This is a genomic window from Parafannyhessea umbonata, assembly GCF_900105025.1.
In the GTDB taxonomy this organism is placed as follows: Bacteria; Actinomycetota; Coriobacteriia; order Coriobacteriales; family Atopobiaceae; genus Parafannyhessea; species Parafannyhessea umbonata.
Genome location: NZ_LT629759.1, coordinates 2,135,576 through 2,148,121 on the forward strand (window position 1 = coordinate 2,135,576; position 12,546 = coordinate 2,148,121).

General features: G+C 66.1%; 11 protein-coding genes and 1 other RNA gene. 9 read left to right on the top strand and 3 right to left on the bottom strand.

Annotated elements, in window-relative coordinates; all coding sequences use genetic code 11:
• Window positions 1-102 precede the first annotated feature (102 nt).
• Together BLT96_RS09585 and BLT96_RS09590 are read right to left on the bottom strand one after the other, a co-directional pair.
• A complete protein-coding gene (locus BLT96_RS09585) occupies window positions 103-705 on the bottom strand; it encodes a hypothetical protein (RefSeq protein ID WP_090863835.1) in 603 nt (200 codons plus the stop codon).
• A 131-nt stretch (window positions 706-836) separates the two neighbouring features.
• A complete protein-coding gene (locus tag BLT96_RS09590) occupies window positions 837-2,648 on the bottom strand; it encodes an adenine deaminase (protein WP_090863837.1) in 1,812 nt (603 codons plus the stop codon).
• A gap of 198 nt (window positions 2,649-2,846) precedes the next feature.
• On the opposite strand from BLT96_RS09590, the gene ffs reads away from it, so the two are divergent.
• The 5 genes from ffs (at window position 2,847) to deoC (ending at window position 6,011) form a co-directional block, all read left to right on the top strand.
• Window positions 2,847-2,942, top strand: an RNA gene (ffs, locus tag BLT96_RS09595) — signal recognition particle sRNA small type.
• 123 nt (window positions 2,943-3,065) lie between these two features.
• On the top strand, window positions 3,066-3,728 hold the full coding sequence (locus BLT96_RS09600) for a DedA family protein (protein WP_090847827.1): 663 nt from the start codon (window positions 3,066-3,068) through the stop codon (window positions 3,726-3,728).
• Window positions 3,729-3,845: 117 nt separating this feature from the next.
• Window positions 3,846-4,076: a hypothetical protein gene (locus BLT96_RS09605; RefSeq protein WP_245719271.1), complete on the top strand. Its 231-nt coding sequence runs from the start codon at window positions 3,846-3,848 to the stop codon at window positions 4,074-4,076.
• Window positions 4,077-4,302: 226 nt separating this feature from the next.
• Entirely contained in the window at window positions 4,303-4,731 is a 429-nt protein-coding gene (locus BLT96_RS09610) for an Hsp20/alpha crystallin family protein (RefSeq protein WP_090863840.1), read from the top strand.
• Window positions 4,732-5,300: 569 nt separating this feature from the next.
• Complete coding sequence (gene deoC / locus BLT96_RS09615; RefSeq protein ID WP_090863842.1) at window positions 5,301-6,011, top strand: deoxyribose-phosphate aldolase; 711 nt, start codon at window positions 5,301-5,303, stop codon at window positions 6,009-6,011.
• A 92-nt stretch (window positions 6,012-6,103) separates the two neighbouring features.
• Here deoC and BLT96_RS09620 read toward each other — a convergent pair whose 3' ends face one another.
• Window positions 6,104-7,291 carry a hypothetical protein gene (locus BLT96_RS09620; protein ID WP_090863844.1) on the bottom strand — a complete coding sequence of 396 codons (1,188 nt, stop codon included), beginning with the start codon at window positions 7,289-7,291 and terminating at the stop codon, window positions 6,104-6,106.
• Between the two features lie 469 nt (window positions 7,292-7,760).
• Between BLT96_RS09620 and dnaX the strand changes: the two genes are divergently transcribed.
• The 4 genes from dnaX (at window position 7,761) to BLT96_RS09640 (ending at window position 12,498) form a co-directional block, all read left to right on the top strand.
• A complete protein-coding gene (dnaX, locus tag BLT96_RS09625) occupies window positions 7,761-10,205 on the top strand; it encodes a DNA polymerase III subunit gamma/tau (RefSeq protein WP_090863846.1) in 2,445 nt (814 codons plus the stop codon).
• 246 nt (window positions 10,206-10,451) lie between these two features.
• Window positions 10,452-10,760, top strand: a complete 309-nt coding sequence (locus BLT96_RS09630; protein WP_090847837.1) for a YbaB/EbfC family nucleoid-associated protein — start codon at window positions 10,452-10,454, stop codon at window positions 10,758-10,760.
• Between the two features lie 74 nt (window positions 10,761-10,834).
• Complete coding sequence (gene recR / locus BLT96_RS09635) at window positions 10,835-11,413, top strand: recombination mediator RecR (protein ID WP_172825025.1); 579 nt, start codon at window positions 10,835-10,837, stop codon at window positions 11,411-11,413.
• Window positions 11,414-11,475: 62 nt separating this feature from the next.
• Window positions 11,476-12,498: a hypothetical protein gene (locus tag BLT96_RS09640; RefSeq protein ID WP_090863850.1), complete on the top strand. Its 1,023-nt coding sequence runs from the start codon at window positions 11,476-11,478 to the stop codon at window positions 12,496-12,498.
• The last annotated feature ends 48 nt before the right edge of the window (window positions 12,499-12,546 follow it).

The window sequence follows — 12,546 nt, forward strand, 5'->3', positions numbered from 1 at the left end:
GTTGCCGCTGGTTACAGGGTTGATACCCATACTACGGCGCGTCTAGCGCGCCGGCCGCCTAGCTTGCAGCCATCTTGCATTTGGCTGGCAGCCATCTTGCACTTACCTTGCGGCCTCCTCCAGGAACTGCTCAAGCTCGCGCAGGCGGCTCACGCTCATCTGGCTGGCCGGGAAGTACGCCACGCGCGCCTTGCCAAACATGGCCAGGCAGCCGTGCTCGTCGTGGCGCACGCGACGCAGCTCGTGCAGCGGTAGGCGCAGCACCTCCGCGCCGGGGCCCTCCACGATGACCTCGTCCGCGGTCACGACGTTGTGACGGTTGAGGTCCTCCTTCGAGTCACCCAGGTTGGTGCCCATAAGAGCCCACATGGTGACGGACTTCCAGTTGCCTGACGCCGTGGCGCCGGAAACCGCCAGCACGAGCGCAATCAGAAAGATTGCCAGGTTGAACCCCAGCACGAAGTTCGTCACCAGCATCACGATGCCCACGACCAAAAGCACGAGGCACAGATCGCGCGTGCGGCCCCCACCATACAGCGCGGCCGCGTTGTCCGCGCTCTTCTCGTCCAGAAAGTACGTTGCCGAGAAGAGCACGTCGCCGTACTTTTCGGCATCCTGCTCGGCTGCGGTGAGGTTCTGCTCCTGATGCTGCTTTGCGCTGATGCGCGCAGCCTGCTTGGAACGGTTCTTGTTCTTTTTTGACATGTGGTCTCCCTGCACGTGGTTGAACCTAACGATGGTAGCGCAAAGGTAGCTGATAGCGAAAGGTCCGCCCCGAAGGACGGACCCGTGACCTTGCAGATGTCTTGCGACTGCCTTGCAGTTGTCTTGCGGCGCTACTCTGCCAGGAGCGGCTCCATCTGGAACGTGACGCAGTTGACGTAGCCGCGGTTGGTAAGGCGCAGGAACGGCACGCAGGCAAGCGACATGACGCCCATGGTCATGAACGGTGACGGCAGCGTGCAGCCCATGGTGGCCCACGCCTGCTCGATGCGGTCGACCTCGGCTGCGACCACCTCGACGGGCTTGTCGCTCATGAGGCCGCAGACGGGCAGCTCGACCAGGGCCAGCACCTTGCCGTCCATAACGGCGACCTCTCCGCCGCCGCAGTCCGCGAGCGTCTTGGCAGCAAGTGCCATGTCCGCGTCGTTGTCGCCCATGACGAGGAGGTTGTGGGCGTCGTGGCTCACGGTCTGGGCGAGCGCGCCGTGGATGCCAAAGCCGCTGATGAAGCCAAAGGCGTGTGTGCCCTTCTCGCCGTGGTGCCTGTCGAATACGCAGGCCTTCAGGATGTCGTGCTCTGGGTCCGCCTGGAGCGAGCCGTCGCGCACGGGTACCTGGACGGTGAGCTCGCGCGTGAGGGTGTCGCCCGCGTTGACGCCGAGCGCGCGAACCTTGCACGTGTCTTCCTGCGTGTCGACCGGGATGCGGAACGTCTGCGGCGTGATGTCGATGCCGAGGTCCATGGTGTTGGTCATGAAGCTTGGCCACTGGAACGGCTCGACCTCAAACAGGGCCTTGCCGTCTTTCGCGACGAGCTCGCCGTCGATGTAGACCTGAGCGGCGCGGAAGTTCGTAAGGTCCTCGAACAGGACGATGTCCGCGCACTTGCCGGGCGTGATGGAGCCCATGTCGAGCCCGACGCCGAAGTACGTGGCCGCGTTGATGGTGCACATCTGGATGGCGACTATGGGGTCGAGCCCGAGCCTGACGGCCTCGCGCAGGACGCGGTCCATGTGGCCGTCCGCGACGATGGTGTGCGGGTGGGAGTCGTCCGTGCACAGCATGCAGTGGCTGGTGTCCACGCCGCTCTGCACGAGCTGCGGCAGGTAGCCCGGCAGGTTGAGCCAGGCCGAGCCCTGGCGCAGCTGCACGTACATGCCCATGCGGAGCTTTGCGAGGACGTCCTGGAACGTGCTGGACTCGTGGCAGCTCGTGACGCCGGCGGCGATGTAGGCGTTCAGGCCGCGGTCGTCGTCCGTCGTGACGTAGTGGCCGGTCACGGGCTTGTCGGCCTTGAGGGTCTCTTGCACCTCGCCAAGCGCGTTCTTCTCGCCCGAAAGGATGCCGGGGAAGTTCATCATCTCGCCGAGGCCGCAGGTCTCCGGCCAGGTCATGGTGTCCGCCACCTGCGCGGCGTCGATGCTGGAGCCCGTGTCCTCCACGCCCAGGACCGCCGGCACGCAGGAGGGCGTGGTGAGCATGATCTTGAGCGGCGTGCGGCTGGCGTCGGCCCACATGGCCTTGACGCCCTCGAGGCCGCGGACGTTTGCGACCTCGTGCGGGTCCGCGTAGATGCCGACGGTGCCGTGGGGCACGACGCCGCGAGCGTACTCGGACGGGCCGACCATGCTGGACTCGATGTGGATGTGGGTGTCCAGAAGGCCGGGGGCGGCATAGAGGCCGTGAGCGTCGATCACCTTGGTGTCTGGCCCGACGCAGTGCTCGGCCGTGTGACCGTCGAACCCGATGTAGGCGACGCGCCCGCAGCTGATGGCGATGTCTGCGTCGTCCAGGACCTCGCGCGTGGTGACGCTGACGAGACGCGCGTGGCGGATGACCGTGTCTGCGGGCTCTTGCCCCTGCGCCACGCGAACGAGTTTGCCGTTGCATTCCCAGAGGGGAACCTTGCAGAAGTGGTTAATCATGCGCGCCTCCCGTGACGATGCCGTGGCCGTTCGTTCTGCCTGCGGCGATATTTGGTTGCACCTAGGGTAGCGTATCGGCGGGGCGCTGTGGCCGCAGCTGCCAAGTGGCGCCCTGGCGACGTGGGCTTTTGGTGTTCTCGCGACCTTGCGCCCGTGGGCGGCTTGCCGGGCAGGTAGAGTATCAATCCGTGAGTGTGCTCGATGGGTTCGGGCGACGTACTGTTCCGAACCTGGTCAGGACCGGAAGGTAGCAGCCATAAGGAGCCTCGGGCGGGCGCCCGTTCCCATCGAGCACACTGTGTACGACGCCCCAAACCGCGTTGCGGCAAGGGGTGTTGTTGTAAGCAGAGACCGCGGACCCGCCACATCGCGAGCCCTGGCACGCGTAGGCGCCGCCAAAGGTAAGGATTTTCTCGCATGGGATTCGTGAACTTCATCGTCGAGCTGCTGAAGGACCCCCGCACGGCCATCGCAAGCGCCATCGCCGCCGGACCGGTCGTGGCGTACGGCTTTGTGTTTCTCATCATCTTTATCGAGACGGGCGTCGTGTTCTTCCCGTTTCTTCCGGGTGACTCGCTGCTGTTTGCGTCGGGGTTCTTCGCGCACAACGGCGGCTTCAACATCTTTATGCTGCTTGGCATCGCATGGGCCGCGGCCATCCTGGGCGACCAGTGCAACTTCATGATCGGTCACTTCTTTGGCAAGCGCATCGTGGCGTCAGGCAAGGTAAAGGCCATGACCCCGGAGCGCGTGAAGAAGACGGAGGACTTCCTGGACAAGTGGGGCCACCTCGCCGTCTTCCTGGGCAGGTTCTTCCCGTTCATCCGCACGTTCGTCCCGTTCCTCAGCGGCATGGGCGGCATGCACTGGCGCAACTTCGTGATCTTCAACATCCTGGGTGGCATCACGTGGTCCACGCTCTTCACGCTGCTGGGCTACTTCTTTGGCGGCATCCCGGCGGTGCAGAAGCACTTCGAGCTGGTCATCGTGGGCATCATCCTCGTTTCCGTCATTCCAGCTGTTGTGGGCGCGCTCAAGGCGAAGTTTGGCAAGAAGGCCGAGGGCGAGGCGGCCGAGTAGCTCGCCGCGAGGCGAGGGGGATTGCCTGCCAAGGCGTCCACTAAGATAGATGGGTGCAAGCCTGGGGCGTCTGCCTTCCGACGGAGGCGGCGCCCCTTTGCGTGGGACGGAGGATGCATGAGCGATGATTCGACGGCCGGCGGCATGGTCGCGGCAGAGCGCGAGCGCAGGCTCGAGCGCTACGAGGCGTTCGCGGCGGGCGTGCGCGAGGACTACGGCAGCGCCGTGCGCCAGATGGACGACCTGCGTGCGCAGGGCCGCGTGAAGACGGCGACGTACCGCCAGCTCTTTGCGTACAAGTCAACCCTGGGCGAGATTCTTGACCGCCTGGAGGAGTGCGGGCTGTAGGGAGCTGCCTTAGGGGCGGGGATGGGGCGTCGCCTGCTGTGGGCGGCGCCTCTCTCATGCGCCGAGCACGCATAAATATGACTCGCTAGGACTTAGATATAGTTAGCGCAATAGACTCAAAAAATCTGAGAAACCATGTTTAAGTTACTGGCAGGTGGTTACATATACCAGTGAACCCAAGGAAGCCCAAAGGAAGGGCGTCCAGCCAATAGAAGGAGTGGTAACAATGGCAGGCATGGTTCCCTATAGCGACTACGAGAAGGCACTTCGCAGGGTTTGGCCGTTCGCAGCGATTGACGACTTCTTCGCACCGCTGGCTGTGTCGGACGCGGACGCGTTCAACATGGACGTCGAGGACGCGGGCGACAAGTACGTGATCACGGCCGAGCTGCCGGGCGTCAAGAAGGACCAGGTCGACATTGAGCTCAACGAGGGTCGCCTGAGCATCAGCGTCGACAAGAAGGAGTCCGACGAGCAGAAGGACAAGAACTACCTGCAGAAGGAGACCTCGGAGTGGCAGGCAACCCGTGGCGTGTACCTGAAGGACGCGGCCAACGAGGGTATCTCCGCGAAGATGGACGGCGGCGTTCTGACGGTCGACGTTCCGAAGCAGGAGGAGAAGAAGGCAAACGTCACGAAGGTCACCATCGAGTAGCCGGACGGCGGAAGGCTTTCCGACCTGCGGGATCGCGGTCGCGTAGGCTGCGGGCTTGCAGGGCCGCGAGCTGGCAGGTAGCTGCTAGGTAGCTGCTAGGTAGCAAGTGTTGGATGCCAGGCGGGAGGCACCGCCTTTCGCCTGGCTGCCGAGAGCTGGAAGGGGGTCGAGGCGAATGAGAGAGGGAATGGCTTCCCCGCGCACGCGAGGTTTCGCGCGGCCGCAGGTGTGTCGCGGACTCATGTGGCGTCGATTCCCGGGGACTCACGGCGCCGTGAGACTCTAGGAAGGCGCGGAAACGGCGGGAGTGCCTCGCCATCCACGACGCGGAGCACGCACTCGCGAATGCGCACAACCGAATATGACTTGCTCTGGACGGGGCGGTGCCAGGAGGTGCCGCCCCGTTCTTCTCACCCGCGCGGGGTTGCACGGGATTGCGCGGGGCCACCCCGCGCCGCCATCTGCGACCGTCTGCGTGAGCGATGGGCGCGAGGGCGACGCCGTGTTGGATAATGCGCGTGTCGAAGCTGTGGCCGCGCGCTGACGGACGCGCGCGGGAGAGGGGGAACATGAAGTCTTACACGCTGGACGACCTTGCGAGGCTCGTCGACCACACTAACCTGCACTCCGATGCGACGCGCGAGGACATGGAGCGACTGTGCGACGAGGCGCGACGCTACCACTTCAAGATGGTCGCGATCAACTCCGTGCAGTCGGCGCTGTGCTCGCGCCTTCTGGCGGGGACCGACATCGACACCGGCGCCGCCATCGGGTTCCCGCTGGGGCAGACGAGCATCGCGTGCAAGGTGTTCGAGACCCGGGATGCCCTGGCCGCTGGTGCGAACGAGATCGACTACGTGGTGAACCTGACGGAGGTCAAGGCCGGCAACTGGGCATACGTCGAGGATGAGATGCAACAGATTGTGGGCGTGTGTCGCGCGGCCGGCGTTCCGAGCAAGGTGATCTTCGAGAACTGCCTGCTTACCGACGAGGAGAAAATCGCTCTGTGCGAGGTGGCCAACCGCGTGCTGCCAACATTCGTGAAGACGTCGACCGGCTTCAGCACCGGCGGCGCGACCGTTAAGGACGTGCGTCTGATGCGCGCGCACGTGGACCCGCGCGTGAAGGTGAAGGCCGCAGGTGGCATTCGCACGGCCGACGCGTTTTTGGACATGGTGCGCGCGGGTGCCGAGCGCATTGGCTGCAGCGCGGGCGTGCCGATCATGGACGAGCTGCGGCGCCGGTTTGAGGAGCGGGGCGTGAGCAGCATCGAGCTGTAAGGGACTGCGGATCCTAACGTAGAACTAAAAAATATAGTTCTACGTTAGGAGGGCGTTTTCCCAGTTGGCCGTCAGGCTGAAAAAATATAGTTCTACGTTACGTTGGCGGGTAATGACCGCCTGGCGTGGCCGGGGGCAGATTGCGCGCGCCGTTTCGCCCTCGCCCGTTCTCCAATCGGGCCGGGCAAGAGCGACCAGATGAGTTCCTGCCTGTCGGCGGTAAGTGCGGGTGACCCGAGGGCTGCTCTCTGAAGGCCAAGCTCCCTTGAGCCCTCCGCCTCGATTCTGCCGATTGCCCACTTTGCGACTTGGTCCAATCCTCCGGGTTCGTATAGATCCTCCGACGTGATGGGGATTACCTGCAGGCCAGAGGCCAAGAGTTCACGGTCCCTGTGTCGGTCGTCTAGGAACTTATTGCGTACGGCGCGCGTCGCATTTGCAAGTTCGCGTTCTCTGTAGCTGTCACCCGGGTTCATTCCTAGGTTAATACCGGCGTTTGCCACCGCTTCCAGTGGTAGATGTCCCGCTCCGTCATAGTTGAGCCCAATGTGCGTGCCCGTGAAGAGGATGTCCGGCACTCGGGAGAGCCGAGATCCCGAAAACTTCGAGCTGTTTCTGATGCGCTTGTTGAGCGTAATGGGGCCTAGGCCATATCCGCAGTCTTCGATGCCAAGCGAGAGGGGCACAGCGACCGAGGCTTCCATTGGAGACCACGCATCGTCCGAAATCAATGCGGACAATCGTTTCGCCTGCTTCATTCCCCAGAGATGAATCCGGGTAGAGTCGCGCAGGAATGAGCTGATTTCCGTCACGGTGGTTGCTTGAGGAACTCCGAATGTTGTTTTGCCGCCCGTGGGGCGCGTTGCATCAAGCGAGAATTCGCCGCAAAGCTCCAAGCCGAGCGACAGGTGATCAGCCGGTGGCAACAGGGCGCCCATGAGGACAAAGAGTAGTTCTGGACACGGAATCCAGATTTCTTCGTTGACCTTAAGGAATGACCCGTTGGGGAGGAGGTCACTTTGAAGGGAAGAGACGTGCATGAACTGAGCGCGCGGCGCCTTACCCTCTGAGTCTACGAGAACCTCAAGGGGATGCTCCGAACAAGGATGCTGTTGCAGGTAGAGGCTGTCTAGCGGAATGATTCGCGCACGCCAGCGCTTTGCGGGCGACGGGTCGGGCGCTTGGAGCTCGCCGTGGGGCAGGCAATGCAGGTCCACGCGTTGCGCCCGGAGGGCCCGCGTGATGCGCAGGGCGTCCGAAAGTCCGACCGTGAGCTTCATGTCGAGGACCTCCCATCCGTGCGTGCCTGCGACCTCGCCCCACTGACTCGCTCTTTCGACTTCGTGGCGCTTTCGGGCAGGCGAGCGGCGAATTGGGGGCGAGCCGCCATATGTAGTAGTGAAGGCGAATTATAACAAACGATGGAATCAAGTAAACCGCATTACGTAAGCGGTATTACGTGATGAACAGCCAAAAATAACTCAACTGGACAAACGACGTAAATGCATAAAGCTAGCTGCAAGATAAGCACTTCGGTCGTAGCAAATCGCAGCAAAACCGCTGCTGCCTTAGCGCGAAAGCGCGGCAGGCGAGAAGCGCAGCCCACGTCCGTGCAACGTCTCGTGTGCCGCGACCGCGATGCGTCGCGTGCCCCTCGGCCGCTATACTTATGCCCCAGACAACAAGGCCCGCGGTGCGGTGCCTCGGCGGCGTAGCCGGGGCGTGGCGTCGCGGCGCGCGGGAGGCGCAATGGAATCTCTGTACAGGAAGTACCGTCCGCAGACGTTTGACCAGGTAGTAGGCCAGCAGCACGTGGTCTCGACACTCGAGAACGCCGTGCTGGAGGGCCGCACGAGCCACGCGTACCTGTTCTGCGGTCCGCGCGGCACGGGCAAGACAACCATGGCGCGCATCCTGGCAAAGGCCCTGATGTGTGAGCAGGGCCCGGGGCACCTGCCGGACGGGACGTGCGAGCAGTGCAAGCTGATTGCGGCCGGCGAGCACCCGGACGTGTACGAGCTGGACGCCGCGTCCAGGACGGGCGTGGACAACGTTCGCGAGGAGATCATCAACCGCGTCAACTACGCACCTGTACGCGGTAATTACAAGTTCTATATCATCGACGAGGTCCACATGCTCACGACGGCAGCGTTCAACGCGCTGCTCAAGACGCTCGAGGAGCCGCCTGAGCACGTGGTGTTCGTGCTGTGCACCACGGACCCGCAAAAGATTCCCGAGACCATCCTCTCGCGCGTGCAGCGCTTCGACTTCCGCGCCATCGGCGCGCCGGACATCGAGGCCCACCTCGAGGACGTCTGCCGCAAAGAGGGCTTCGAGTACGACAAGGCCGCGCTCGAGCTGGTCGTGCGCCACGCCCGCGGCGGCATGCGCGACGCGCTAAGCACGCTGGAGAAGCTCTCCGTGTTCGGCGACGGCAAGGTGTCGCTGGAGTCCGCCCAGGACCTGCTCGGCGAGGTCAGCGGTTCCATGTTGGTGAGCGTCGCCTGCGCCATGGCGGAGCGCAACGTGCCCACGCTGTTCTCTGCGGTTGGCGACCTGGTGAGCCAAGGCCGCGACCTGCTTGAGTTCACCCGCGAGCTTGCCGGCCACCTGCGCGACGTGTACGTGGTCGCCGCGGTGGGCGCGAAGCCCGGCGTGGTGGACGCCAACGAGGAGGAGCTGCAGAACCTGCGCGACGAGGCGCTGGCGTTTGGCTCGGTGGACAGGATCTCGCGCGCGATGGTGGTGCTCGGCGAGGCCGCGAAGGAGATGCGCACCGCGACCGACCAACGCCTGGTGCTGGAGGTGGCGCTCACCAAGATCGCCCGCCCCAAGAGCGACCTGACGCTGGACTCCCTCGCAGACCGCGTGGCCCAGCTCGAGCGCCGCGTGGCGGAGCTCATGGTGCCGCGCGCAATACCGGCCGCCACGGCCCCAGCAACCCCCGCGTCACCAGCCGCCGCACCGGTGGCCACGCCGCATGCACCGCGTCCGTCGGCACCCGTGCGCCCGGCAACGCCCCCGCGTCCGGCAGCAACCCCGCATCCAGCGCAGGGCGAGAAGAACGTGGCCCCTGCTCCGCAGCCAGAAGCCGTACCGCACCCCGCGCCTGCCCAGCAACCCGTCGCGCCGCAACAGGCGCCCGCACAGACAGCCGCAAGCAAGCCGGTGCCCGCACCGCAGCCGACCCCACAACCGGCACCCGCTCCTGCGCCGCGACCGGTACCAGCGTCGAAGCCCGCCGCACCCCAGCCTTCGCCCCAAGTGGCGCCCGCTCCGGCGCCACGCCCCACCCCGCAGCCGACGACACCGCCAGCGGCCTCCGCGCCAAGTCCGGCGGCCGGCTCGACTGCCGTGACGGACGGCGGAGAGCTCCAGCGCAGGTGGCGCCAGGTGGTCGACACGCTGGTGCGCAAGGACCCGCCGCGTGGCTCGCTGCTGCTCAGCTCGTCGGCCATTAGCGACGACGGCTCGAAGCTGCTGGTCAACCTGCCAAAGGGCTCCGCGTTCGCCGTGAAGATGCTCGAGCGCGCGGACGTAAGGGCCGTGGTCGAGCCCGCCGTCGAGGCGCTGTTTGGCCACAGGCAGCTGATATATGCCGAGGCGAGCCTGCGCGGCGCGGACATCGCGCGTTCCCAGAGGGCGGCCGCACCAGCGCCTGCCCCTGCCGCGCCCGCTCCGCGCTCCGCGCCGTCACCGAGGCCCGCGCCTGCCCCGGTTCCTGCGCCGCGTCCTGCACCGGCCCCGACGCCTGCACCGGCCCCGGCGCCGCAGCAGGCGGCCGGGCCCATGCCATGGGACGACGTGCCCCCTTGCGAGGAGGTGCCCTACGACGACGCGGCTGCTGTCTCGTATGACGAGGACGTGCAGGAGGGAAGGGCTCCCGGCGGGTACGACGCCGCGCCCTCTTCGCTGCCAACTCCGTCGCCCGCCCCTCGGCCGGCATCACAGCCTGCGCCCGCACCGGCGCCGCAACCCGCGCCCGCACCGGCGCCGCAGCCCGCGCCCGCACCTGCGCCGGCTCCAGCACAGGCACCAAAGCCTGCGCCCAAGCCAGAGCCCGTGCGCGCGTTTGGCGACGTGCAGCCCGAGGCCTCGCTGGACGACGCGCCCGCGGACGCCCAGGCCATACTCGACATGCTGTCCAGCGTGTTCGGCGACGTGAAGTACGCCGGTGTGCAGAAGAAGGAGTAGCCGCCCGCGAGGCCTGCCACCCGCGAGGCCTGCCGCCCGCACGACGGGTGCGCTGGCGCCTGCGGCCCGGCGCCGCACGCCATCGCGCGCAGGTTCGTAGTGATGCGCTGTACGTGGCGCGCGCTCGGTTTCGCGGCGTGCAAGTAGCCGTATCATTCGGTGGGTACAAACAATGGGGCGAGAAGGGCGTGCCCTTCTCGCCGAGGGCGATTTCTGGTCAGCGATTCCCCAGTTAGGAGAACCAACATGAACATGCAGCAGATGATGAAGCAGGCGCAGAAGATGCAGAAGCAGCTTGCGCAGGCGCAGGAGAAGCTGGGCGAGACCGAGGTGTCCGCCTCGGCCGGCGGCGGGATGGTCAAGGTGACCGGCACCGCGGACGGGCACATCACCGGCATCACGATCGACCCGGAGGCGCTGGACCCGGAGGACGTGGAGATGCTGCAGGACAGCATCCTCGCGGCCGTGAACGACTGCCTGGAGAGCGGCCAGAACGTCGCGAATCAGCAGATGGGCGCCATCACCGGCGGCATGAACATCCCGGGGATGTTCTAGTGGCGCTTTCGGGCGAGGCGTTTGGCGGCTCGGCCGCGGCCGGTGTCGCGGGCGCTCCGGGCGACGGTCGCGCGCTGCAGCGCCTGCTTGACGAGCTGGGCCGGCTGCCGGGAATCGGGCCCAAGTCTGCCCAGCGCATCGCGTACTACCTGCTGGAGGCGGACGCGGAGACCGCGCGCCGCCTGGCAGACGCCATCCTGAGGGTGAAGGAGCAGGTGCACTTCTGTCCGATCTGCTTCAACTACGCCACGCGCGAGCACTGCGACGTGTGCGACGACCCCACGCGCGACCGCAGCCGCATCTGCGTGGTGTCCGAGCCGCGCGACGTGCAGGCCATCGAGCGCACCGGATCGTTCCACGGGCTGTACCACGTGCTGGGCGGGGTGATTTCGCCCATGGACAAGGTGGGGCCGGAGCAGCTGCACGTGCGAGAGCTCTTGGGCCGCCTGGCGGACGGCACGGTGGAGGAGGTCATCCTGGCCACGAACCCGGACGTCGAGGGCGAGACCACGGCCACGTACCTGAGCCGGATCATCCGGCCGCTGGGCGTGGAGGTCACGCGGCTGGCAAGCGGGCTGCCCGTGGGCGGCGACCTCGAGTACGCCGACGAGGTGACCCTTGGCCGCGCGATAGAGGCCAGAAGGGCGCTTTAGGCCGCGGCTCCGCGCGGTTCGTAGCATAATCGCAGCAGGCAGCAGACGGGGAGGTCTGACACATGAGCGAAAACGCAGGGGGCTCCTCCGCACGGCACGGCGCCCGACACGCGGCGACCGGCTCGGGCGGCGCGCGCGTGCCCAGGCGCGGCGGACGCTCCGCGGGCGGCACGCACTTTGCGGGAGCCACCACCAACCACTACCAGAACTACAGCGTGGGCCACGACTACGACAGCGATGGCATGGCCGAGCAGGCCGCCCCGCGCCCCGTGCTCGACCCGGCGGCGACCGGATCGTTCCAGCGGATCGACGCGAGCATGGGCGCGAAGGTAGAGACCCGCTCCAACGTAGAGACCCTTTCCGCGGACTCCACCACGTCGTGGCGTCGCAGTGGCTACGGAAGGGAGCGCCGGCTCTCTGGCGCGTATCGCCCGCAGACGCAACGCCGCGAGCCCCAGACGCGCACCAACCGCAAGCTGATCGCGGGCATCGCGGTGGCCGTCGTGGTGGTGCTGGCTCTTGGCGGCTACCTGCTGGGTGGCCTGCTGCGCGGCAACACCGCCAAGTCCACCAAGCCAAAGCAGGTGGAGAAGACCGTGGTCGCCGTGGACCAGTCCATCCGCTACCGCGACGCCACGTACTCGCTGCGCAAGCAGGATGACGGCACGTACGCCATAGTGGCGTCCGCAACAAAGGGCGAGGGCCTGCAGGTGATGAGCACGGTGCCCGGCACGCCGGCGAGCCTGGTGCTGTACAAGGGCACGATCGTGGTGCCCGAGAACCTGGACGGCAACTGGGACGTGTACGCGTGCACCATCGGCATGGGCACGCCGGCCTCGCCCGTGGTGGACGCGGACGGCAAGGCCGTGGGCGGATCGGGCACCATCAAGTCCGTCAAGCTGTCCCAGCAGGGGATTGCCGTGACAACGGACTCCGGCGACACCACCAGCGTGACGCTCAGCGGCAGCGCCTCGGCCATTGGCACGAAGTCGGACGACAAGTCGGGCTCCACGTCTGGCTCGGCCTCCGATGCATCCTCCAGCGCCGCGGGCGCGTCTGGCGACGGTACCGCGACCACGGAGTAGCCCCGCTCCCCGCGCGCCACCCGCGCCTCGCCTAAGGCATGGGGCGCG

Bases quoted from the DNA above. Each gene is read 5' to 3' on its own strand.
- BLT96_RS09630 (WP_090847837.1), top strand. From the start codon at position 10,452: ATGAACATGCAGCAGATGATGAAGCAGGCGCAGAAGATGCAGAAGCAG.
- BLT96_RS09640 (WP_090863850.1), top strand. From the start codon at position 11,476: ATGAGCGAAAACGCAGGGGGCTCCTCCGCACGGCACGGCGCCCGACAC.
- BLT96_RS09605 (WP_245719271.1), top strand. From the start codon at position 3,846: ATGAGCGATGATTCGACGGCCGGCGGCATGGTCGCGGCAGAGCGCGAG.
- BLT96_RS09585 (WP_090863835.1), bottom strand. From the start codon at position 705: ATGTCAAAAAAGAACAAGAACCGTTCCAAGCAGGCTGCGCGCATCAGC.
- BLT96_RS09600 (WP_090847827.1), top strand. From the start codon at position 3,066: ATGGGATTCGTGAACTTCATCGTCGAGCTGCTGAAGGACCCCCGCACG.
- BLT96_RS09610 (WP_090863840.1), top strand. From the start codon at position 4,303: ATGGCAGGCATGGTTCCCTATAGCGACTACGAGAAGGCACTTCGCAGG.
- BLT96_RS09590 (WP_090863837.1), bottom strand. From the start codon at position 2,648: ATGATTAACCACTTCTGCAAGGTTCCCCTCTGGGAATGCAACGGCAAA.
- deoC (WP_090863842.1), top strand. From the start codon at position 5,301: ATGAAGTCTTACACGCTGGACGACCTTGCGAGGCTCGTCGACCACACT.
- BLT96_RS09620 (WP_090863844.1), bottom strand. From the start codon at position 7,291: ATGAAGCTCACGGTCGGACTTTCGGACGCCCTGCGCATCACGCGGGCC.
- dnaX (WP_090863846.1), top strand. From the start codon at position 7,761: ATGGAATCTCTGTACAGGAAGTACCGTCCGCAGACGTTTGACCAGGTA.